The 19,793-nt window shown below is 58.6% G+C and carries 21 protein-coding genes; 14 read left to right on the top strand and 7 right to left on the bottom strand.

Annotation, left to right across the window (positions count from 1 at the left end; translation table 11 throughout):
• The first annotated feature begins 8 nt into the window (after positions 1-8).
• Complete coding sequence (locus SCARR_RS23860) at positions 9-878, top strand: phosphatidate cytidylyltransferase (RefSeq protein ID WP_136064387.1); 870 nt, start codon at positions 9-11, stop codon at positions 876-878.
• An 18-nt stretch (positions 879-896) separates the two neighbouring features.
• The gene (rseP, locus tag SCARR_RS23855; RefSeq protein WP_136064385.1) at positions 897-2,285 is read left to right on the top strand and encodes an RIP metalloprotease RseP; all 1,389 of its coding nucleotides are present in this window, start codon (positions 897-899) and stop codon (positions 2,283-2,285) included.
• A 144-nt stretch (positions 2,286-2,429) separates the two neighbouring features.
• On the opposite strand, the gene SCARR_RS29400 is transcribed toward rseP, so the two are convergent.
• Entirely contained in the window at positions 2,430-2,705 is a 276-nt protein-coding gene (locus tag SCARR_RS29400) for a HigA family addiction module antitoxin (RefSeq protein ID WP_407984861.1), read from the bottom strand.
• Between the two features lie 111 nt (positions 2,706-2,816).
• On the opposite strand from SCARR_RS29400, the gene SCARR_RS23845 reads away from it, so the two are divergent.
• Positions 2,817-3,188 carry a hypothetical protein gene (locus tag SCARR_RS23845; RefSeq protein ID WP_136064383.1) on the top strand — a complete coding sequence of 124 codons (372 nt, stop codon included), beginning with the start codon at positions 2,817-2,819 and terminating at the stop codon, positions 3,186-3,188.
• Between the two features lie 6 nt (positions 3,189-3,194).
• Here the strand turns inward: SCARR_RS23845 and SCARR_RS23840 are convergent, their stop codons facing one another.
• Positions 3,195-4,493 carry an MFS transporter gene (locus SCARR_RS23840; protein WP_136064382.1) on the bottom strand — a complete coding sequence of 433 codons (1,299 nt, stop codon included), beginning with the start codon at positions 4,491-4,493 and terminating at the stop codon, positions 3,195-3,197.
• Between the two features lie 92 nt (positions 4,494-4,585).
• On the opposite strand from SCARR_RS23840, the gene rsmI reads away from it, so the two are divergent.
• The 3 genes from rsmI (at position 4,586) to SCARR_RS23825 (ending at position 7,395) form a co-directional block, all read left to right on the top strand.
• Positions 4,586-5,296: a 16S rRNA (cytidine(1402)-2'-O)-methyltransferase gene (rsmI, locus tag SCARR_RS23835; RefSeq protein WP_136064380.1), complete on the top strand. Its 711-nt coding sequence runs from the start codon at positions 4,586-4,588 to the stop codon at positions 5,294-5,296.
• A gap of 98 nt (positions 5,297-5,394) precedes the next feature.
• Positions 5,395-5,934, top strand: coding sequence for an STAS domain-containing protein (locus tag SCARR_RS23830; protein WP_168433565.1), 540 nt, complete (start codon positions 5,395-5,397; stop codon positions 5,932-5,934).
• 9 nt (positions 5,935-5,943) lie between these two features.
• Positions 5,944-7,395: a PP2C family protein-serine/threonine phosphatase gene (locus SCARR_RS23825; RefSeq protein ID WP_136064376.1), complete on the top strand. Its 1,452-nt coding sequence runs from the start codon at positions 5,944-5,946 to the stop codon at positions 7,393-7,395.
• A 66-nt stretch (positions 7,396-7,461) separates the two neighbouring features.
• Here SCARR_RS23825 and argH read toward each other — a convergent pair whose 3' ends face one another.
• The 4 genes from argH to SCARR_RS23805 all read right to left on the bottom strand — a co-directional run bounded on the left by argH (position 7,462) and on the right by SCARR_RS23805 (position 11,545).
• Positions 7,462-8,838 (bottom strand): argininosuccinate lyase, encoded by a 1,377-nt coding sequence (argH, locus tag SCARR_RS23820; protein WP_136064374.1) that lies wholly within the window; start codon positions 8,836-8,838, stop codon positions 7,462-7,464.
• A gap of 57 nt (positions 8,839-8,895) precedes the next feature.
• A complete protein-coding gene (gene dtd / locus SCARR_RS23815; protein WP_136064372.1) occupies positions 8,896-9,351 on the bottom strand; it encodes a D-aminoacyl-tRNA deacylase in 456 nt (151 codons plus the stop codon).
• 109 nt (positions 9,352-9,460) lie between these two features.
• Positions 9,461-11,200, bottom strand: a complete 1,740-nt coding sequence (locus SCARR_RS23810) for a P-loop domain-containing protein (protein WP_136064370.1) — start codon at positions 11,198-11,200, stop codon at positions 9,461-9,463.
• Between the two features lie 63 nt (positions 11,201-11,263).
• On the bottom strand, positions 11,264-11,545 hold the full coding sequence (locus SCARR_RS23805) for an FmdB family zinc ribbon protein (protein WP_136064369.1): 282 nt from the start codon (positions 11,543-11,545) through the stop codon (positions 11,264-11,266).
• Between the two features lie 126 nt (positions 11,546-11,671).
• Between SCARR_RS23805 and SCARR_RS23800 the strand changes: the two genes are divergently transcribed.
• Both SCARR_RS23800 and SCARR_RS23795 read left to right on the top strand, forming a co-directional pair.
• A complete protein-coding gene (locus tag SCARR_RS23800) occupies positions 11,672-12,862 on the top strand; it encodes an iron-containing alcohol dehydrogenase (protein ID WP_136064368.1) in 1,191 nt (396 codons plus the stop codon).
• Positions 12,837-14,342: a sodium:solute symporter family transporter gene (locus tag SCARR_RS23795; protein ID WP_136064366.1), complete on the top strand. Its 1,506-nt coding sequence runs from the start codon at positions 12,837-12,839 to the stop codon at positions 14,340-14,342. The genes SCARR_RS23800 and SCARR_RS23795 overlap by 26 nt, the downstream gene beginning before the upstream one ends.
• On the opposite strand, the gene SCARR_RS23790 is transcribed toward SCARR_RS23795, so the two are convergent.
• A complete protein-coding gene (locus SCARR_RS23790; protein ID WP_136064364.1) occupies positions 14,339-15,220 on the bottom strand; it encodes a DUF2279 domain-containing protein in 882 nt (293 codons plus the stop codon). The genes SCARR_RS23795 and SCARR_RS23790 overlap by 4 nt on opposite strands.
• A gap of 87 nt (positions 15,221-15,307) precedes the next feature.
• Here SCARR_RS23790 and SCARR_RS23785 point away from each other — a divergent pair, with 87 nt between their 5' ends.
• The 6 genes from SCARR_RS23785 (at position 15,308) to SCARR_RS23760 (ending at position 19,792) form a co-directional block, all read left to right on the top strand.
• Positions 15,308-15,859, top strand: a complete 552-nt coding sequence (locus SCARR_RS23785; protein ID WP_136064362.1) for a DUF2062 domain-containing protein — start codon at positions 15,308-15,310, stop codon at positions 15,857-15,859.
• A complete protein-coding gene (locus SCARR_RS23780; protein ID WP_136064360.1) occupies positions 15,856-16,545 on the top strand; it encodes a phosphatidylserine decarboxylase in 690 nt (229 codons plus the stop codon). Before SCARR_RS23785 ends, SCARR_RS23780 begins: the two co-directional genes overlap by 4 nt.
• A gap of 17 nt (positions 16,546-16,562) precedes the next feature.
• Positions 16,563-17,357: a CDP-alcohol phosphatidyltransferase family protein gene (locus SCARR_RS23775; RefSeq protein WP_136064359.1), complete on the top strand. Its 795-nt coding sequence runs from the start codon at positions 16,563-16,565 to the stop codon at positions 17,355-17,357.
• A 64-nt stretch (positions 17,358-17,421) separates the two neighbouring features.
• Positions 17,422-18,201, top strand: a complete 780-nt coding sequence (locus SCARR_RS23770) for a dihydroorotate dehydrogenase electron transfer subunit (RefSeq protein WP_136064357.1) — start codon at positions 17,422-17,424, stop codon at positions 18,199-18,201.
• Positions 18,202-18,296: 95 nt separating this feature from the next.
• Entirely contained in the window at positions 18,297-19,211 is a 915-nt protein-coding gene (locus SCARR_RS23765; protein ID WP_136064355.1) for a dihydroorotate dehydrogenase, read from the top strand.
• Positions 19,208-19,792, top strand: a complete 585-nt coding sequence (locus SCARR_RS23760) for a hypothetical protein (RefSeq protein WP_136064353.1) — start codon at positions 19,208-19,210, stop codon at positions 19,790-19,792. The genes SCARR_RS23765 and SCARR_RS23760 overlap by 4 nt, the downstream gene beginning before the upstream one ends.
• The last annotated feature ends 1 nt before the right edge of the window (position 19,793 follow it).

Below are 19,793 nucleotides of genomic sequence, written 5' to 3'. Positions count from 1 at the left end.
ACCCATGCATGGATAAGAAACGGATCATTATAGCACTCAGCATCGGGGCGGTTCTCATACCCATCTTTTGCCTCGTACCCTGCAGCTGGCCCATTGGACTGATCGGCATGCTGCTGTTCGCGGGTGTCGGCACGTGGGAGTTCTATGGCTTGCTCAATGCCGGCGGCATAAAAACCTCCACCAAATGGGGCATCGCCAGCGGGCTCCTGTTTGTGGCCGCCACGTGGTTCAACGTGCTGGGCCAGCACCCAAGCCACCGCGGCTTCAGCATCTCAAACGACGCGCTATGGTGCATCCTGCTCATCGTCGTCATCTCCAACTTTTTCCGCATTCTGACCTATCCCAACCTGCGCAAGGGACTTGAAAGCTGCATGGGCACTATTCTCGGGATCGTCTACGTTCCCCTGCTCTGGAGCTTCGTGGTCCGCCTGTTCCTGATCGGCGACCTGTCCAAGCCCGGCTGGGCGGCCTTCTACGTGATCCTCTGCATGAAGATGGCCGATTCCGGCGGCTACTTCTTCGGCACGCGTTTCGGCAAGCACAAGCTCGCCCCCACCATTTCGCCGAAGAAAAGCTGGGAAGGCCTGTTCGGCGGCATCGTCTTCTGCGTGGCGGTCAACCTGATTTGGGTGATCATTTCCAGCGGAAACCTCAACAGCACCATTTCCCTGCCGCTCGGACACGCCATCGCACTCGGCATCCTTTTCCCCATCGTTGGGACTCTCGGCGACCTGGTCGAATCCATGTTCAAGCGCGCAGTCGACGTCAAAGACTCCAACACCATGGTCTATGGCCTCGGCGGCATCCTCGACATGGTCGACAGCATCCTGTTCGCCGCCCCCATGCTTTACATTTACATCGAACTCTTCCTCAAATAACACCCTAAGGATCCACCTATGCTCGAAGCCCTCTACATCATCGTCATGATGCTATTTTTATTTGGAATCACCATTTTCGTCCACGAATGGGGACATTTCATCGTCGCCAAAAAATGCGGTCTTGTCATTGAAAGCTTTTCCATCGGCATGGGCCCCGCCCTGTGGAAAAAAGAAAAGGATGGCATCCTCTACAAGATCGGCGCCTTCCCCATCGGCGGCTATGTCTCCCTGCCCCAACTCGATCCCGAAGGCATGGAAAAAATGCAGGGAGAGAATGAGAATGACCGGGAAGCCCTTCCTGACGTTACGCCGCTTAAAAAGATCGCCGTCGCCGTTGCCGGCCCGCTTTTCAACATTCTCTTCGCCATCCCGCTGGCCTGGCTCGTCACTTTTGCCGAACCGTCGCCGAGCAACACCGCCGTCGGCGTGGTCGCCACCAACAGCGTCGCCTACGCCGAAGGCCTGCGCGCCAGCGACGTCGTTCTGGCCGTGAACGACACGCCCGTCGAAGACTGGTACGGCATTATGTCGGAAGACCTGCTGACCAAGGACAACGAAACCCTCGTCCTTAAGGTTCTCTCCGGCACGGCAACCAACTCCCTGACTCTGCCATCGGAGTCCACGCTCAACAGCATGGCGCCCGCCATGCGTCCCTTGCTGGCCCAAGTCATTGCCAAAGACCCCGCCGGCATAGCCGGGCTTAAAACCGGCGACCTCATCACCACGGTCAACGGCACTCCGATCCTCTGGTGGCACGAGCTCTCCACATCGCTGCAAGACTGCGGCGGCAAGGAAATCCCCATTGTAGTGATGCGCGGCGAAAAAACCCTCACGCTCAACGTCACGCCGAAATACAACGAAGAAGCGGAACGCGTCCTCATCGGCGTCACGCCCGGCGACCCCGGCATGCTGGCCTGGTCCATGGAAGGCTCGCCCATTGCACAGATCAAGTCCGACGCCTCCAAGATTGCCCGCCTGCTTAAGGCGCTCACCACCAAGGGCGAATCCAAAAGCGCGGCCCAGGCCCTCGGCGGCCCGATCGCCATTTTCACCATGATCTGGTTTTCGCTCAAGCTCGGCATCTTCTACGCCATCGGCCTGATCCGCTTCATCAACATTAACCTCGCCGTGCTCAACCTGCTGCCGCTGCCCGTACTCGACGGCGGGCACATCTGCTTCGCCCTCTGGGAGCTCATCACCAAGCGCAAGGTCCACCCCAAGGTGGTCGGCACGCTGGTAAACGCATTCGCCATCCTGCTCATCGGCGCCATGCTCTTCCTCTCCTGGCGCGACGTCGACCGCAACTGGAACGTCAGCCGCTTCTTCAAGAAGGCTCCGGCTGAACAAGTTGACGTTACGCCGCCAGCGGAAGCACCTGCACCAACCGAACCGCCTTCGGGTGAATAGCATCACCTACGGATGGTTTTATAAAAGAATCCGGGCGCTCGTTAACGGGCAACCCTTTTTCAAATAATGAATTAGGCGAACTGACCCGTATGGCACAAAGATAAGCGCCATTTAGAGCCCCTCAAATGGCTGGTTCGCCGATTTCTATACAACAGCCAATTGGTGAACTTCTTTATGAATTTTGTCGGCAACAGTATCTTCTGCTACATCAAGATCACAATCCATCTGGAGACCCAGCCAGAACGACGCTGAATTTCCAAAATAGACAGAAAGCCGCAATGCCGTATCTGCTGTTACACTTCTTTTCCCATAAACGATTTCATTAATTCGTCTGGGAGATACGGCAAGATTGTTTTCTGGCGCGACGTCGACCGCAACTGGAACGCCAGCCGCTTTTTCAAGAAGGCCCCCGCCGAACAGACGGATACTCCGGCGGAGTAGGTTAAAGGGTTAAAAGGTTCCAGGGCTGAAGAGCGCGTTTTCACTCTTCAACCCTTTCACTCTTCAACCTTTTAACCTATTTTCAGCTCCATGAAACGAACCTACAAAAAACGGGCGCTGTTCGATTCCAAGAAGCTGGGGCAGCTGGTCTTCGGCCTGTTCATCGTCTTCATCGCCTACAAAATCCTGACGCCGCCAAGTGACGAGACAGCCCGAATCGCTTCGCCGGACGGCAGCAAGACGGCGCGGTTGCGGACCTTTTTCTATTACGACAACCAGCCGTCGTATAAAATCTACTACCGCGAAACCGGCAAGCGAGCATGGCTCAACCTGCTTTATCTGCCGGCCTACACCAACACGCCGCCCGAAGCCACGGAAGCCGGCATTGAATGGAGCGCCGATTCGGAGCAGCTCTTCTTCACCATCAACGGTTCCTCCATCTGGCACCACGCCTTTGAGTGATGCGGCCTACATCCGCGGATAGCCGCTGCCGGGCATGAGCTGCGCCTTCTTCGCAATCTTCGGCACCAGCCCGATGCTGGCAAGCATCAGCAGGGTCAGCGTAGCGAAAGCCAGCAGGAGCGTGTCGTAGGCGGAATAGGATTGACCCAGCATCTGCCAATCGGTCGCGAGCACGTCCCAGCTAATGGAACGCGCAACAAACAGTTGGGAAAGCGCAATCGCCAGATTGAACAGCGACATGTTCACCGAAGTGGAGAGCGACTTGTTGGAGGCCGGAATCAGCCCCAGCAGCTCGGAAGTGACCGCCACTCCGGCAGTAGCCCCCACCATGCTGAACAGAAACGAGCATCCGGCGGCGTGCGCAGGCAGCGACCAAGGCATCCAGTGACGCGCCAGCATCGCCAAGATCACAACCGCATAGGAAATGTGCGCCAGCAGGAAAACGATGCGCGTGCCGAACCGGTCAACGGCCCGTCCGCCCAGCAGGTTCCCCGCCACGCCCCCCGCCAGAAAAAGCATGCCCACCCAAGTGATCTGGGAGGCCGAAAAAAGGAACACGTCTTTTTGCATCAGCCCGAAAATGATGGGGACGCCAGCGGTGAACAATGTGATAAGGAAAACATAGCCGGTGAACTGCAAGAAGCCGGGCACCGCGAGAACCGCTTTCAGCGCCTGCGGAAACCGCTGCCGATGCGCTTCGCCTTCGGCGTTTTCCAGCTCCGGGATACGGGCATAGGTAAAAAAGCGGATCACCGCCGCCACCACCACCACCCCCAGCAGCATCTGAAAAGCGGTCATGCTCTGGCTGGACTTCAAGATGCGCGAGATCAACACAGTGAACAAAATACAGACCGTGGTGAACGTTACCCGCAAGCGCCCGAAAAACCGGCCGCGGGTTTTCACCGGGATGATCGGCCCCAGCAGCGCAAACCAGCTCGCTCCCTGGAGACTGCCCCCCACACAAAAAAACAGAAGCGAAACAACGATCAGCGGAAGCGCCAGCCGCGTTGCGCCCATCCCCGCCGCCATAATGATCAGCAGGCTAGCAATGAGCAGGGCCTGCCCAACCAGCGCAAGTTTCTTCTTTCCCATCCGGTCGGCATAGAAGGCAAACGGAAGCATCAGGCCGGCTCCCAGCAGGGGAGGCAGCGCGAACAGAAAGGCAATCCCGGCGCTGGAGAGGCCCAGCTTAGTGAAGTAGCTCAAGTAAAACCCGTTTTGAAACAGGGCGGCGGTAATCATCCCCAAGCACTGGGTAATGATGATGGCGTTGAACGCCCGCTTTCTCTGTTCTTCCGTAAGCATCCGAGCATGGTCTTCATTCCGCTGAGCCCGATCAAGACTGTTTCTTCCAATTCGTATTGGCGCGCGTACGCTTTTCACCTACGGTACGGCCCATGGATGCTGCTCTATACATTGTCGGAACCCCCATCGGAAACCTCGGCGACATTTCCGCCCGGGCCCTCGAAACCCTTAAAGAGGCGGATTTGATCGTGGCGGAGGACACCCGCCATACGCGCCGGCTCACCGACCGCTACGAAATCTCAACCCGCATGATCAGCTGCCACAAGTTCAACGAAGCGCAGCGCTCCGAGCAGATTATTGAGCGGATCGAAAACGGCGAAGCCGTCGCCATGGTGACCGATTCCGGCATGCCCTGCATCTCCGATCCCGGCTCGCGGGTCATCCTTTTGTGCCGAGAGGCGGGCATCCCGATCACCTCCGTGCCCGGTCCCGCCGCCGTCACCACCGCCGTGGCGCTGAGCGGCTTTGGCGAACACGGCTTCATTTTTGCCGGCTTCCTCCCGCACAAGAGCGGCGGGCGCAAACGCGACCTCGTCAAATGGATCGATGCCGACCTGCCCGTGGTGCTCTATGAATCGCCCTACCGGCTCATCAAGCTGATGAACGAAATCGAGGAGCACCTCGGCGCGGACCGCATCGTTTTCGTTGCCCGCGAAATGACCAAAATGTTTGAAGAGCTGTCTTGCGGAACGCCGGCCGAAATCCGGGCAAAATACGAGGGGCGCAACGTCAAAGGCGAGTGCGTGGCCATCATTCAGCCGCTGAAAAAAGAACGAAGGCGCCCCGCCGCTTCCAATTCGTAGAGCGCCGTTGCCTCTTTTTCCCAATGATTCGCGTTGAACTCAATTAAGGCAGTGCTACTATCCTCGGGTTGGGAGTAAATCACAGGGTTGGGAAACACATGGGTTCAGACAGCAACCACGACAATTTGACCGCGGCCTATATAGACCAAACGGCCGTTATCTGCGTGCAAGGACGCGGCTCCTTCAAGGTAAGCCCTCCGATGAAGCAATTCATCCACCAGATCATCAATACCCATTCGGCCAAGCGCATCTTGATCGACATGGCCGAATGCACGGGCATGGACAGCACCTTCATGGGCGTAATCGCCGGACTCGCCTGCCTGATTAAAAGCAAGCCCGACCTCACCTTCAAGCTCATCAACCTCTCCGATAAAAACCGGAAACTGCTCGTGACGCTCGGCGTGGACCGCGTGGTGGACTATTCCCTCACCGCCGCCAGCGAAGAACAACAGCTGTGCGACCAGCAAGGCGACGAAACCCAAACGCTGGAACCGGACTTTGCCGACAAGCTCAACGCCGCTAAAACCACACTCGAAGCCCACGAAGCCTTGGTCGACATCAATCCCGAAAACTTCAACAAGTTTAAATCCGTCCTGGAATTCCTGGAAGACGACGTCCGGAACCTAAGTAAACAGTAAGGCAATTCGATGCACGGGTTTCTTCTCTGGCTGGCCATCGTTTCCTACCTCGTTCTGCTGGTCATAGTGTCCCTAAGCCTCTACATCAGCTACAAACGCCGGGTCAAATTGCGCACCGAACGCGACACCCTGCTGCTCGAAAAAGAAGCCGCGCTGGGATTCGTCAACAACGTCGGCCAGGTTTTCGCCGACAGCGACTCGGTGGAAATGGATGTCCTGCTCGAACGCGTCCTCTACTACGCCGTCCGCACCTGCAAAGCCGGCGCCGGCTGCATCCATCTGGCCAACCCCAAGGCCGGACGCCTCGAAGCCCGCGCGGTTTCCGGCGTATTCCCGCCGCCGTTCGACATCAATATTGAGCACATTGACCTGCAGAACAACGCCACCGAACAACTCGAACGACTGGTTTTGAACACCCCGATCCCCTTGGGCAAAGGACTGATTGGTGAAGCGTCCGTGCTCGGCAACTCCATTCTCATTGAAGACGGCGAAATGGACTCGCGCATTCCGCAGGCACCCGTTCCGTTTCTGAAAATTAAAACCATGCTCATCGTGCCCATGCGCTTCGGAAACCGCACCATCGGCGTAATGACGCTCGCCAACCGCACCGACGGCCGGCGCTTTGCCTTGTCCGACCTCAACCTGGCGCAGTCCCTCGCCTCCGAAGCCTCCGTGCCCATCCACTATGCCGGCCTGCAGGAAACCCTCGAAGAAAAGCGCCAGCTCGACCGCGGCATGCAGATTGCCCAGCAAATACAAAACTCCCTGCTCCCGCAAGAGCTGCCCTCCTTCCCCACCGTCGACATCGCCGCCTTCAACCACCCCGCCATGGACATCGGGGGCGACTACTACGACTTTATCCGCATCGACAACCAACATATCGGCCTCGCTATTGCCGACGTCAGCGGAAAGGGCATTGGCGGTGCACTGATGATGGCCGTCTGCCGCGGCGTGCTGCGCGTTAACGCCGAAAACGTCTACGACCCCGCCACCATGCTCAGCTCGCTGAACAAAACCCTGAGCACCAACCTCGCCGACGACATGTTCATCAGCATGCTCTACATGGTGCTCAACCTCGACACCCACCTGCTCAGCTATGCCCGCGCCGGTCACGAAGCCCCCATCATCATCCGCAGCAACGACCCCAAAGCCGAGCAAATCGAAACCGCCGGCATCGCCATCGGCCTCGTCGATAACGACACCTTCGCAGCGACGATTGAAACCCGGAACATTACACTGCACCCCGGCGACCTCGTCGTCACCTACACCGACGGCATCACGGAAGCCATGAACTCCAGCCAAGAGGAATGGGGAACCGAAAACCTAATCGAGACCGTCGAGCGCATGGCCAACGCCACCGCCGGAGATCTGCTTGAAAACATCCACAAAGACGTCCTCGCCTTCACCGGCAACTGCCGCCAGCACGACGACATGACCATGCTCGCCCTAAAGATTAAGTAGAGCCGGGGCTCCGAACCGGCTTCACACACGCCGGTCGACGTTTCATCGGAGCCCCGCGGAGACGCTTTACACCAGCGGATACTTCACGCCGAGCAGCTTGGTGACGGCCTTATTGAACAGCTTGCGCTCTTCGCGGACGGTTTCTTTGACGGCAGCGATGCGGTCTTTGAAATAGTCCCAGTCCAGACCAAGCGGTGCACCAAGGTGGGTCTTGAGTTTGATGGCTTCGACCGGATCGATGCTTTCGAGCTCATGGAGATTTTCCTTCACGTAGTGGTAGGCATCGCGAAACGGCATGCCCTCGCCCACGAGCTCCAGCGCGCGGTCGGTGGCGAAGACATCGGGCGTGAAGCCGTCGATCAGCGCCTGCTTGTTGACCTTGGTTGCCTGGACCATCGGCGCGAGGATGCGCAGGCAGGCGCGCGTGGCGGCGATGCCTTCCATGAACAGCTCCTTGGCTTCCTGCAGGTCGCGGTTGTATCCGGTCGGCGAGCCTTTGATTAGGTCGTAGACGCCGAGCTCTGCGGCTTTGACGCGCGAGGCCTTGGCGCGGACAAGCTCGCACACATCGGGGTTCTGCTTCTGCGGCATGATCGAGCTACCGGTGCAGAATTCGGAGGGCAGCTTGAAATAGTTGAACTCGGGCATGGTGAAGAGCATGAAGTCCTGCGCCAAGCGCGAGAGCGTTAGCATCACCTGGCTCATGGCGCCGAGCACGAGCGATTCCATCTTGCCGCGTCCGTTGTTGGCGTAGAGCACGTTGTGGGTCGGGCGGCTGAAGGCCAGCAGGTCGGAGGTCAGCTGGCGGTCGATCGGCAGCGGCACGCCGTAGGAGGCGGCGGAACCGAGCGGGCACTGGTCGTTGAGCTCGTAGGCGTTGACGAGCGCAACGCAGTCGTCGAGCAGGCTTTCGGCATGGGCGGTCGCCCACAGGCCGACGCTCGACGGCATGCCGGGCTGCATATGGGTGCGTCCAACCATCGGAACGCCCTCATGCTTCTTTCCAAAGGCGGTAAGTGCTGACGCCAGCGCGGCGGCTTCTTCGAGCGTTTCGAGCAGCTGCTCTTTGGCGTAGAGGCGGAGATCGACGGCCACCTGGTCGTTGCGGCTGCGGCAGGTGTGGATCTTCTTGCCGAGGTCGCCCAGCTTTTTGGTGAGCGTGCGTTCGACGGCCAAATGCACATCCTGGTCGGCCAATTTGATCTTAAACTTGTTCTGCTGGGCAAGGCCGATGATTTCGACGAGCCCTGCGATCACCTGCTTGCGTTCATCTTCCGTGATGAGCTGCGGCTTAACCGGCATCTTCGAGAGCATCGCGACATGTGCCGCTGTGCCGATGCAGTCGACGGTGATCAACGCGTGATCCAACTCCACGTCCCGCCCGGCGGTAAAGGCCAGCACTTTGTTGTCGATGGTTCCTACAGTGGTTTTTTGTTTTGCCATAATTACACCTCAATAATTCAACCGCAAATAAACACGAATGGACGCGGATGCAGAAGTTTATTCTTTTGTTCGGCCGGTGCTTTCGAGAATGAGGGTGACCGGACCGTCGTTGAGCAGCTCCACCTTCATGTCGGCACCGAAGCGGCCGGTGCTGGGCGGAAAACCGAGCGCGGCCAAGGCTTGGACATATTCATTAAACAGTTCTTCGCCCTGCTCCGGGCGGGCGGCGTTAATGAAGCTGGGGCGGTTGCCTTTGCTGCAGTCGCCGTAAAGCGTAAACTGGCTGACCGATAAAACCTGCCCGCCCACATCAGCAACAGAACGGTTCATCTTGCCGGCGGCGTCTTCAAAGATCCGGAGGTTGGCGGTTTTCTTGGCGAGGAAGCGGGCGTCAAAAAGGGTGTCGTCGTGCGACACCCCGGCCAGAACCAGCAGGCCGGCGCCGATTTCGGAGATGCGCTCTCCGTCCACCGTCACCGAGGCCTGCTTTACGCGTTGAACAACCAGCTTCATAAACAGTTACAAAGTTTAAGAGTTAAAGGGATTAAAGCGAAAGAGCCGAAGGAGAGCTTTTCAACCCTTGAACCTTCGACTCTTTTACCTCGTCAGCAAACTGACGATCTTATTCCGTAACGTGCGAGACGCGGAAGGCCGGCAAACGGTTGAGCGCCGCGGCAACTTCGTAGCGGCGCGGACGGGCCAAGTCGCCGCGCAGGTCGCGAGCAAGGGCGTTGAGGCCTTCGTTCGAGAGGTCGCGGTCGACCAGGTCGAGAATTTCGCGCATCGGATAGCCTTCGTCCATGTAGCGCAGCTTGGCGTAGTACAGGACGAAGCCAATGGCGCGCGCCTGGTCGGCATCGGCAATCTGCCGGATGGCCTCGAGATCAATGATGGAGCGGCCGAACTGGAGATAGTCGCCATCGTCGCTTTCGATCACCAAGTCTTCGCGACCCACGCTCGGGTCGATCGAACTCGGCATGACCCAGCGTGAACGGCTGAGCATGGTAGCGAGGTTGACGGAGCTGTCGACCACGGTGGACGGAACGATATCAAGCGCTTTGGCTTCTTCCGTGATGTCGGAGACGCAGAAGTTTTCAACCTTGAGGACTTTGTCGGCAATCGGAATGAACTCCGCCACAAGGCTGCTGCCGGCCACGATGATGGAAATACCGAGTTCATCGACCATCTGGCGGGCACGGGAGGCCAGCGTATTGCGGGCGGACTCGCCGATCAGGGAAGACACGCGGGTATCGGACGAAAGGAAGGTGGAGGACGAAGAGTGTTCGTCAAACAACAGTACGCGGGCTCCGGCTTCAAGCGCTTCGACAGTCGAAGCGGACTGGGAGGCGAACGATCCGGCAGAAGCAGTCGAGTAAGATGCAGGATTGCCTCCGTCGCCGAGCTCGCGGGCGAAGGCGGAGATATCCACCTGCTGAACGGAGCGACCCACTTCAGAACGAATGTTGACGGCATCGGCCACCGTAACCACGTTTTCACGCCCGTCGCCGGGAATGTGGTTGTAGATGCCTTGGGAAATCGCATCCATCAGGTCAACGCGTCCGCCGTTGGATTCACCGAGGATCAGGGTAAGGCCGCTGGGAATGCCGAGGCCGCGCACCGTCCCGGCGTGGGGCACTTCCACCTCTTCTATAAGGCTTTCTTCGACTTCAACCGGGGTAAGGCGCTCATAGTCAGGCGTATCGCCGTCGGTCGCGCGGGTGACCAACGCTCCGTTGGCCACAAAGCTGACCTGACCGCTGGCGCCGAGGAACTGGCGAAGACGGTCGGCGTCTTCCATGTTGTTCACGAAGCCGTCGGCTTCGGCGGTATCGATATTGCAGTACAGCAGGCTGTCGCTGACGACTTCCGGCAGGTCTTCAAAGAAAATCTGCTGGGCCATGTCGCCGTCAATGGCGACAACCGGCACGCCGTCAACCACCATGTTCTGAATCGGCAACGTGACCTGCAGGCGGACTTCGATGTATTCTTTCGTCAGCATCAGCGCGTTGCGCGGCAGAATTTTCTGGTTCGGCGAAGACACCTCAATGAGGCGGCGGGCAATGCCGTTGTGGTCGAAGTTGGCAATGCGCTCAATGTTGGAGGCCAGACGGCGCAGCAACAGGTCTTCCATCGCGGTGCGGCGAACCGGACTGTCGAACAGAAATTCGGGAATTTCGGCAATGGTTTGCGGAATGCGGACCACAAAGACGGGCTTGGCGGCATTGTCGCCTTCCAGTTCAATCTTGTTGCATTTAATGACGTAGCGAGCAAAATCGAAATCGCCAATCAACTGTTGATATTCGGAAAAAGGCTGCCCGTCCAGCGTGGTCAGCAAATTGTAGAATTCCTTCTTATCCTTCATAGTTCCATGTCCCTCGTTAATGCGTTATGCGAACCAACCCGCTTGAAAAATACAATTGACCGGCTACTGTGCCTTTTTCGCATCCTTTTTGGAAGCGGACTTTTCATCCTTTTTAGGAGGCGAAGCTGTGGGCTTGTCGGCCTTGGCCGCCTTGTTGTAGTCGGAACTGCGGCAGTCGGTCTGGTAGAAGCCAGAGCCTTTAAACAAAAAACCTGCCCCCGCGCCGATCAAACGCTCGACCGCGCCCCCGCATTCCGGACATTCAGTAAGCCGCTCGGCGGAAATCGACTGGAAAACTTCGAAGTCGTGCCCGCAGGCGGAACATTTATAATCGTACGTTGGCATGCCATTCTCCTGATCTATCAAACTCAAAGAGGCCGGAATGTAGCGTATCCGCCCCTATTGTCAAAATCATTCTGGACAAGGGGAGCCGTCACGCTAAGCTACGCTCCAACTTGCCGGAGAACCCCCATGAACTTTGAATTCGCCACTGCGCAACGTATAATTTTCGGAACGGGAAAGCTGAAAGAGCTTCCCGAACTCGCCCAGCCGCTGGGACGCCGGGCCGCCCTGATTACGGGCACCAGCGCCGAACGCATCGGCCCCGTATTCCAAGCCCTGAAAAACTGCGGGGCCAACCCCGCCGCCTTCAGCATACGGGGAGAACCCACCACCGACCGCATTGCCACCCTCGTCCAGCAGGCGCGCGATCTCGGGTGCGACTACGTCGTCGCCTTTGGAGGGGGAAGCGTGATCGATGCCGGAAAAGCCATCGCCGCCCTGCTCACCAATACGCGCGATTTAATGGACTACCTCGAAGTGATCGGCGGAGGCGAACCGCTAACCAAAGACCCCGCGCCCTGCATTGCCATCCCCACCACCGCCGGCACCGGCGCGGAGGTCACCCGCAACTCCGTCCTGCAATCGCCCGAACACAAGGTCAAGGTCAGCATGCGCCACCCTAAAATGCTGCCGACGGTTGCGCTTATCGACCCCGAACTGACCCTGACCATGCCTCCGGAGGTCACAGCCAGCACCGGCCTCGACGCCTTCACCCAGCTGCTCGAAGCTTTTGTTTCTTCAAAATCAAACCCGCTCACCGACGGCATCTGCCGCGAAGGGCTGGAGAAAGCCTCCGGCTCCCTGCAACACGCCTACATGAATGGAAACGACATCAAGGCCCGCACCGACATGGCGGCGGCCAGCCTGTTCGGCGGACTCGCACTGGCCAACGCCGGCCTGGGTGCCGTACACGGTTTTGCCGGCCCCATCGGCGGCATGTTCGAAGCCCCGCACGGCATGGTCTGCGCATCGCTGCTGCCCGCCGTCGTCGACACCAACATCCAAGCCCTCGAAGACCGCGACGCCACAAGCCCTGCACTGGAAAAATATAAAGAAGCCGCCCGCATCGTTACAGGCAGCCCCAACGCCACCCCGAACGAACTGCTGCAATGGATCGTCGACTGCTGCATGCAGATGATGGTCCCCGGCCTGTCCGACTTCGGCATCTCCGAAGACGACCTGCCGGCGATCGTTGAAAAGGCCAAATGCGCCAGCAGCATGAAGGGCAACCCCGTTAAACTGACCGACGCCGAACTAGCCGGCATTCTCGCGGGCTCGCTCCACCCGCCCGTCGATGGAAACGCGACGCTCTACCTCTAACCCCATGGCACCGGTCCATTTCGGCACGCTCAACTATGCCGTCCTCGCGGTCTACCTGCTGGGGATGATCGGCGTCGGCCTCTTCTTTGCGCGGAAGCAGGAAAACACCGAAATGTTTTTCCTCGGCGGGCGCAAACTGCCGTGGCTCGCCGTGGCAATGAGCATGTACGCCTCGCTCACCAGCGCCGTCACCTACCTCGGCCTGCCCGGCTCGGCCTACTCCGAAAACATTTCGCTCATCATCGTCTGCATCATGAGCCCGATTGTCGCGCCTTTCATCCTGCTGCTCTTCTACCCGCTCTACCACCGCCTGCAGGTGACCACCTCCTATGAATACATCGAGCAGCGCTTCGGCCCGCGGGCGCGGCGCGGCGTGGCCGGACTGTTCGTCCTCGCCCGCCTCGGCTGGCTGGGCGCCGTCGTCTATGCGCCGGCCATGGCGATGGCCGTCGTCACCGGCATTCCGCTATGGGGCTGCATCTGCATGATGGGCCTGCTTGCCACGGCCTACACCGCGCTCGGCGGCATTGCCGCCGTGGTTTGGACCGACGCCATCCAGTTCGTCATCCTCATCGGCGGCGCCGTCTGGGTGGCCGTCAGCCTAACCAACGGAGTCGATGGCGGTGCGGGAGCCATCATCCAACTCGCCGGCGAAACCGGACGCCTGCACATCGCCGATTGGAAAATCAACCTTTTCGCGATGTCCGGCCCCGTCGTCGCCTTCTCTTTCTTTTTCCAGCTGATGCAGGACTACGGCACGGACCAGGTCACCGTCCAACGCCTCATGGCCACCGGCTCCCTGAAAAAAACCGTCAAGGCCGTCGCCTTCAACGCCTGCACCGACTTTTTTATCATCGCCCTGCTGCTGTTCATCGGTCTCGGACTGTTTGCCTTTTTCCAAGACGCGACGCTGCCCGAATCGATCACGCCCGACAAAATGATGCCCTTCTACATCATCCACCATCTGCCGGCCGGCGTTTCCGGACTGCTCATTACCGCCGTCTTCGCGGCCGCCATGTCCAGCATGGACTCCGGCCTAAACTCCATCGCCACGGTATTGATTAACGATTTCAAAATCACGGCTCATGGCTCACGCCTCACGGACGTTGCTTTAGCCCGCATATTCACCATTGCGATTGGCCTGTTTGCCACGGGCGTCGCCTTCTATGTCTCCACCATCGGCAGCATCCTTAAAGCCTTCTTCAGCTTTATGGGCATGTTTGGCGCACCGGTGCTCGCGCTGTTCCTGCTCGGCGTGCTCACCCGGCGCGGCAATTTTGCCGGATGGACGGTCGGGCTCGGCGCATCCATCGTCGCCAGCCTCTGGATCCAAAAGGGCACCGAGATCCACGAAATCTATTATTTCCCGTTCTCGTTCCTCGTAGCGTTCGGCACCGCCCTGCTCGCCAGCCGCTTCTTCAAAACCGAACTAGCGCCGGTTTGCCTTACCGCACTGCGCGACCGGAAGAACGACGGCTAGAATTCGTAGTTGGCCGCAGTGTAGGGCAACTGCATATAGTTGAAAACTGTTGCAGTTTTCTCGCAGCCACGGCGGCGGAACCAATCGGTGAAGTTGACGCCCACGCCTACGTAGGGCACCCGCTCATTATCCTTGTGCTTGTCGTCGAAGCCTTCCGTATGGTAGCCGAGATGCAGCTCGATATGCCGCCAAGGATTCTTCTGCATCGACTTGAAGCCATTCAGCTTCAGCGCCAGCAGGAATTTGGAGTTTTCGTAGTCGGTCACCACATCGCCTTTGGTGGGCTTGAGGCCGTATTCCCAACGCAGGTCGATCTTGCTGGCGAGATCGGGGCGGGAATACAAGAGCCAGCCCAGCAGGCAGCCCGAAGCATTCATCACCATGTCCTCGCAGGAAAAGCCATAGTCGCTGAAGGAATCGCCCAGCTCCATGCCGCCCATAACCGCAAACGAAGTAAGCGATCCGTAAAACGCGGCCTCGTCGCGGCTGAAGTCCCGGGTTTCGTACCAACAGGAAATCCCATGCGCCATGACATAGCTGGTGTAGAGGTGCCCGAGCTTATCCATGCCGCCCTCGTCGGTATCCTTGCCGAACCAGCCCTCCTCGCCCGCACTCGGCACCTTCGAAAAATAGTCCCACTGGGCAATGCCCCAAACGGTCACCGCACCCACACCGACGGCAGTGGTGCCCAGCACCAGCCGATTCCTGCTCTTCTCTTCAATGCCGGAAGGAGGAGCATTCGTTGCTGAATCAGTGCTGCCGAAAGCGGGGAAATTCATAAACAGGGCGAAGATCAGCACACGCATCATCCCCCCGTTCACGCCCCGAGTGGCGGAGCGCTCAAAAGCGCTTGGTTTCCGATGGAAAATGCCATCCATTCCGAACCTCTTTTCCGTGGCTTTTATATCATTCCTGCCCTACATTTTCTAGCGGTCGTTATGACTTAAAACTTGCGGACGGCAGGCGTGAGCACTCGATATTTCAAATCATTCAAATATGTCTACCTAAGGATGCTGCGGCACCCCGGCACCCCGGAATCCATCGGGCGCGGCGTGGCGACCGGATTTTTCACCGCTTTTTTCATTCCGTTCGGAATTCAAATGCCGGCGGCCTTGGCATTGACCTTCCCGATGCGCGCGGCGCGGCTTGTGGCATTGCTCAGCACTTGGCTCAGCAACCCGTTCACCATCCCCTTCCTCTATCCGCTTCAATGCTATGTTGGCGGTTGCATTTTGCGGAGGCCGTCCTCCTACCCCGAAGTGAAGCACATGCTTTCCGGCATCATCAGCGATCCGTCGCTCAAATCCTTGGCCACGCTGGGCGCCGAACTGCTAACGGCATTCCTGGTTGGCGGACTCCTTTTCGGAACCGTTGCGGCCTTGGCCGGCTACTACACAACCGTCCCCTTGGTGAAGCGCCACCGGGTGATAAAGATGCAAAGGCATCAGGCACGCGCGATTCGTCGCATGAACCACGAAACCCAGGCCTTAAACCTCCAACCCTTGGAAAAACTATGAAACTTGCAAAACATGGAAAACGCGAGTGGTTCGGCGGCGGCCTGATTGCCCTGGCCCTCGCCGCAACAGGAGCCGGCATCGCCCTTTTCGTCCACCTAGCAACCGGCGTGGTCATCGCCGTACTGGCAGGAACCGCCTGGCTGGCGCTGGCCGCCTTCTTCCGCGTGCCCAACCGCGCCATCCCCTCCGACCCCGGCTTGATCCTTTCGCCGGCCGACGGCGTCGTGAAAGACATTGAAGTTACAACCGACCACGGCATCGAGCTTTATGAAGGCAAGCCGCTGCTGTGCATCGGCATATTCCTCTCGGTGCTCGACGTGCACGTCAACCGCGCCCCGTGCGATCTTCAAGTGGAATACCGCAAATACAAGGAAGGCCGTTTTCTCGACGCCCGCAACCCGCGCTGCGCGAAAGAGAACGAATCGCTGGTTATTGCAGGGACCGCCCACGTCGGCGGCGACACTTTTCCTGTCGCCGTTCGCCAGGTTTCCGGCGCCATTGCGCGCCGCATCGTCTGCGAACCGCAGCCCGGCGCGCGCCTGAAAAAGGGCGAAATTTACGGAATGATCAAATTCGGCTCTCGGACAGAGTTGTATTTACCCACAGGAGAGCTGATAATCCCAGCAGTTGAAATAGGACAGAAGGTTCGATCCGGAACAACCGTAATGGCCCGGACAAAGAACTAACCATCAACGGAAATGCTATGAATTTTACAGAATCAAAAGAGCACCGCTTCAACCCCGTGCCCAGCCTCCTTACGCTGTGCAACGCCCTTTGCGGGTTTGCCTCGATCATCTACACCATGGAAGCCTGCTTCGCGGGCCGTCCCGTGCCCACCATCAGCCTATTGCTGATTGGCGGCTCCATGCTGTTCGATGTGCTCGACGGACTCGCCGCCCGGGTGCTCAAGGCGCAAAGCACCCACGGCATGCACCTCGATTCGCTGGCCGATGCCATTTCTTTTGGAGCAGCACCAGCCATCATGATCTATGCCGCCGGCCCCGGCCATAGTTCGGAAATCGCCCCGCTGCATCTCCTCAGCTGGATTGCCGCTTCGTTTTATCTTGGATGCGCACTGTGGAGACTGGCGGCCTTCAACACCGCAGCGGAAGATGAAGCGGAACATAACAGCGGCTTTATCGGCCTCCCCTCCCCGGGAGCCGCCGCCGCCATCTGCAGCATGACGCTGGTAGTGCCGCACCTGACCAACAGCGAAACGGTCGAAGCCATCCTCTATCTGGCCTATGCCTTCACCGCGGCTTTCCTGATGGTGAGCGCCGTGCCCTACATGCACATCCGCAACACCCTGACCGTCACCACCAAACCGGCAACCGTCGCCGTGATCCTTCTGTTTATAGCCTCGATCATCTTTTTCAATATCTGGGCCCTCGTCGCGTGGGCGCACATTTATGTGCTCTCCTCCCCGCTGCATGAGCTCGAAGCAAGGTTCGTCCGCAAGGTTCGGACGGCGGGCGTAACGCTGGACGACGAGCCCTGATCAGCCCTTAAACACGGATTGCGTTTGACCTGTTTCCCCTAAATCCGCAAAATCCCGCGCCACTATGAAACAGGAAAAAGCTACCGTACTCGAACACGACAACTTTCAGGGCGAATACCGCATTCTGCGCCTTGCCGCACCGGTCGTCGGCCCGATGGTGCAGCCCGGCCAATTTCTGGAGCTTCAGGTTCCAAGGCTTGGAGAACGCATCCTTCGCCGCCCGTTCAGCATCTACCAGGCCGGGCCGGAGGGCGCCGCCGTGCTCTACAAGCCCGTCGGACGCGGAACCGATGCCATGGCCGCCATTCAGGTGGGCGATGAAGTCAACATTATCGGTTCGCTGGGCAACGGCTATCCGGAACCCGACCCGAACAAACTCCCCGTGCTGGTGGCCGGCGGCTACGGCAACGCCGCGCTCTACATCCTCGCTGAGCGCATGGAAAAGAAGGGCATCGCCTTTTTCGGAGGCCGCTCCGCCATCGACATTCTGCTGGTGAAAGAATTTGAAGCCCTCGGCTGGGATGTACGCCCCACCACCGACGACGGCTCGCTCGGAACGCAGGGCCTCGTGACCGCCGCGTTTGATCCATGGATGAAAGAGCAGGACATCCAGTCCTTGGAGGTTTTTGTCTGCGGCCCCAACCCGATGCTCAAAGCCATCGGCGACCGCGCCATCGAACACAATTTTACCGCTTGGCTCTCGCTCGATAAAAACATGGCCTGCGGCGTCGGCGCCTGCCTGACCTGCGTCATCAAGCGCAAGACGGAAGACGGCTGGGAATGGGCGCGTTGCTGCAAAGACGGCCCCATCTTCGAATCGCGCGAAATCCTCTGGGACGAATAGAGCAAAATGATTAAGAGCAAAATGATTAACATCCATCCGCAGTAATCGTTTTGCTCCAAATCATTTTGCCTTCAATTTTAATGAAGGTGGAGAGAATGAGTATTGATCTGAGTATTAAAATCGGTTCCATGACCATGAAGAATCCTGTGACGGTTGCGTCGGGGACGTTCGGCTATGGACCTGAATATGCCGAACTGATTGATCTGAACCGGCTGGGTGCTATCACCGTCAAAGGCATCTGCCCGGAGGAGCATGTCGGGAACCAAACCCCGCGCACCTTCGAAACGCGCGGCGGGATGCTCAACGCCATCGGCCTGCCGGGACCGGGCGCGCAGGGCTTCATCGACAAGTATGTGCCGTTCCTGAAACAGTACAACACACCCGTGATCGTCAACATCTGGGGCAAGGGCATGGACGACTACGGCACCGTGGTCGACATGCTCGACGGCGCAGACACGGTCTCGGCCTACGAAATCAACCTCTCCTGCCCGAACGTGAAAGAGGGCGGCTCGGCCTTTGGCACGGATACGGATTCCTTTTCGCGCGTCATCGAGTTGGTGCGCGCCAAAACGCAGAAGCCGATCATCCCGAAGCTGGCGCCGAACGTCCCTAACATTGGAAAATTCGCCAAAGCCGCCGAGAACGCCGGCGCCGATGCGATCTCGATCATGAACACGATGCCGGCGATGGCCATCAACATTGAAACGCTGGAGCCGGAGCTGGCCAATAAATTCGGCGGGCTCAGCGGCCCGCCCATCAAACCGATCGCCATCAAGCTGGTGTTCGATGCCTTTAAGGCCTGCAGCATTCCGATCATTGGAATGGGTGGCATCTTCGAGCCGGAGGACGCGATTGAGTTCATGATTGCCGGCGCAACCTCGGTGGCGGTCGGCACCGCGAACTTTGTGGATCCGACGACCATCGACCGAGTGATCGACGGCATTGAAGCCTATCTGGCCCGCAAGGGCCTCAGCGCAGCCAGCGAGCTGGTCGGAACGGTCAAAGCATGATCAAACTGCGGGCCAGCGCAACCTTGGGGCTCAGCGCGGTTTTTGCGGCGGCCATAATCGGCTATTCCTTTTATCAGGCTTTCGAGCCCGGCGCGGTGTGCCAGGCGATCCCTGTCGAGGCCACCTTTGTCTTCCAAGCCGAAAATCTGGAAGAGCTGCTGCAAAGCCCCGTTTGCGCACAGCTCGACAAAGCGCTTGGAGCAGGCAATACGCTGAAGGGGCTGCTGCCTAAAAGCTGGCAGAACCTGTGCGCCGCTTCGGAAATCGCCGTGGCGGATATTCCCTTCCGCAAGGCGGGCCAAAATAAAACCTGGGCCGCGTCGAGCTGGGTGGGCTGGCGCAGCCCGTGGCTGCGTTGGAAGCTGGAGCACACCCGCAACAAAAACCTGAAACTGCTCGGCAAGCATGCGGTCTGGCCGGTCTGGCAGTATGACTCCCCGGATATGGCCGGCGGCATGAGCCTCACTTTTGCCCTAACCGACAACCTGCTGCTGGCTTGCCTTTCCGAGCACCCATCCGATATTCTCCTGCTTTTGGACACCTACGACAAACGAACGCCGGCCAAATCCTACCAACCCTAAG

This window comes from Pontiella sulfatireligans (assembly GCF_900890705.1).
GTDB lineage: Bacteria > Verrucomicrobiota > Kiritimatiellia > Kiritimatiellales > Pontiellaceae > Pontiella > Pontiella sulfatireligans.
Note: the sequence above shows the minus strand (reverse complement) of the source record. Positions and strands in the feature narration are given on the sequence as shown.

What these genes read in the sequence shown, in the direction of transcription:
- SCARR_RS23860 (WP_136064387.1), top strand. Translation starts at nt 9, where the DNA reads ATGGATAAGAAACGGATCATTATAGCACTCAGCATCGGGGCGGTTCTC.
- SCARR_RS23765 (WP_136064355.1), top strand. Translation starts at nt 18,297, where the DNA reads ATGAGTATTGATCTGAGTATTAAAATCGGTTCCATGACCATGAAGAAT.
- SCARR_RS23805 (WP_136064369.1), bottom strand. Translation starts at nt 11,545, where the DNA reads ATGCCAACGTACGATTATAAATGTTCCGCCTGCGGGCACGACTTCGAA.
- SCARR_RS23845 (WP_136064383.1), top strand. Translation starts at nt 2,817, where the DNA reads ATGAAACGAACCTACAAAAAACGGGCGCTGTTCGATTCCAAGAAGCTG.
- SCARR_RS23830 (WP_168433565.1), top strand. Translation starts at nt 5,395, where the DNA reads ATGGGTTCAGACAGCAACCACGACAATTTGACCGCGGCCTATATAGAC.
- rsmI (WP_136064380.1), top strand. Translation starts at nt 4,586, where the DNA reads ATGGATGCTGCTCTATACATTGTCGGAACCCCCATCGGAAACCTCGGC.
- SCARR_RS23760 (WP_136064353.1), top strand. Translation starts at nt 19,208, where the DNA reads ATGATCAAACTGCGGGCCAGCGCAACCTTGGGGCTCAGCGCGGTTTTT.
- SCARR_RS23825 (WP_136064376.1), top strand. Translation starts at nt 5,944, where the DNA reads ATGCACGGGTTTCTTCTCTGGCTGGCCATCGTTTCCTACCTCGTTCTG.
- SCARR_RS23770 (WP_136064357.1), top strand. Translation starts at nt 17,422, where the DNA reads ATGAAACAGGAAAAAGCTACCGTACTCGAACACGACAACTTTCAGGGC.
- SCARR_RS23790 (WP_136064364.1), bottom strand. Translation starts at nt 15,220, where the DNA reads ATGGATGGCATTTTCCATCGGAAACCAAGCGCTTTTGAGCGCTCCGCC.
- SCARR_RS23840 (WP_136064382.1), bottom strand. Translation starts at nt 4,493, where the DNA reads ATGCTTACGGAAGAACAGAGAAAGCGGGCGTTCAACGCCATCATCATT.
- argH (WP_136064374.1), bottom strand. Translation starts at nt 8,838, where the DNA reads ATGGCAAAACAAAAAACCACTGTAGGAACCATCGACAACAAAGTGCTG.
- SCARR_RS23800 (WP_136064368.1), top strand. Translation starts at nt 11,672, where the DNA reads ATGAACTTTGAATTCGCCACTGCGCAACGTATAATTTTCGGAACGGGA.
- SCARR_RS23775 (WP_136064359.1), top strand. Translation starts at nt 16,563, where the DNA reads ATGAATTTTACAGAATCAAAAGAGCACCGCTTCAACCCCGTGCCCAGC.
- SCARR_RS23810 (WP_136064370.1), bottom strand. Translation starts at nt 11,200, where the DNA reads ATGAAGGATAAGAAGGAATTCTACAATTTGCTGACCACGCTGGACGGG.
- rseP (WP_136064385.1), top strand. Translation starts at nt 897, where the DNA reads ATGCTCGAAGCCCTCTACATCATCGTCATGATGCTATTTTTATTTGGA.
- SCARR_RS23795 (WP_136064366.1), top strand. Translation starts at nt 12,837, where the DNA reads ATGGAAACGCGACGCTCTACCTCTAACCCCATGGCACCGGTCCATTTC.
- SCARR_RS23780 (WP_136064360.1), top strand. Translation starts at nt 15,856, where the DNA reads ATGAAACTTGCAAAACATGGAAAACGCGAGTGGTTCGGCGGCGGCCTG.
- dtd (WP_136064372.1), bottom strand. Translation starts at nt 9,351, where the DNA reads ATGAAGCTGGTTGTTCAACGCGTAAAGCAGGCCTCGGTGACGGTGGAC.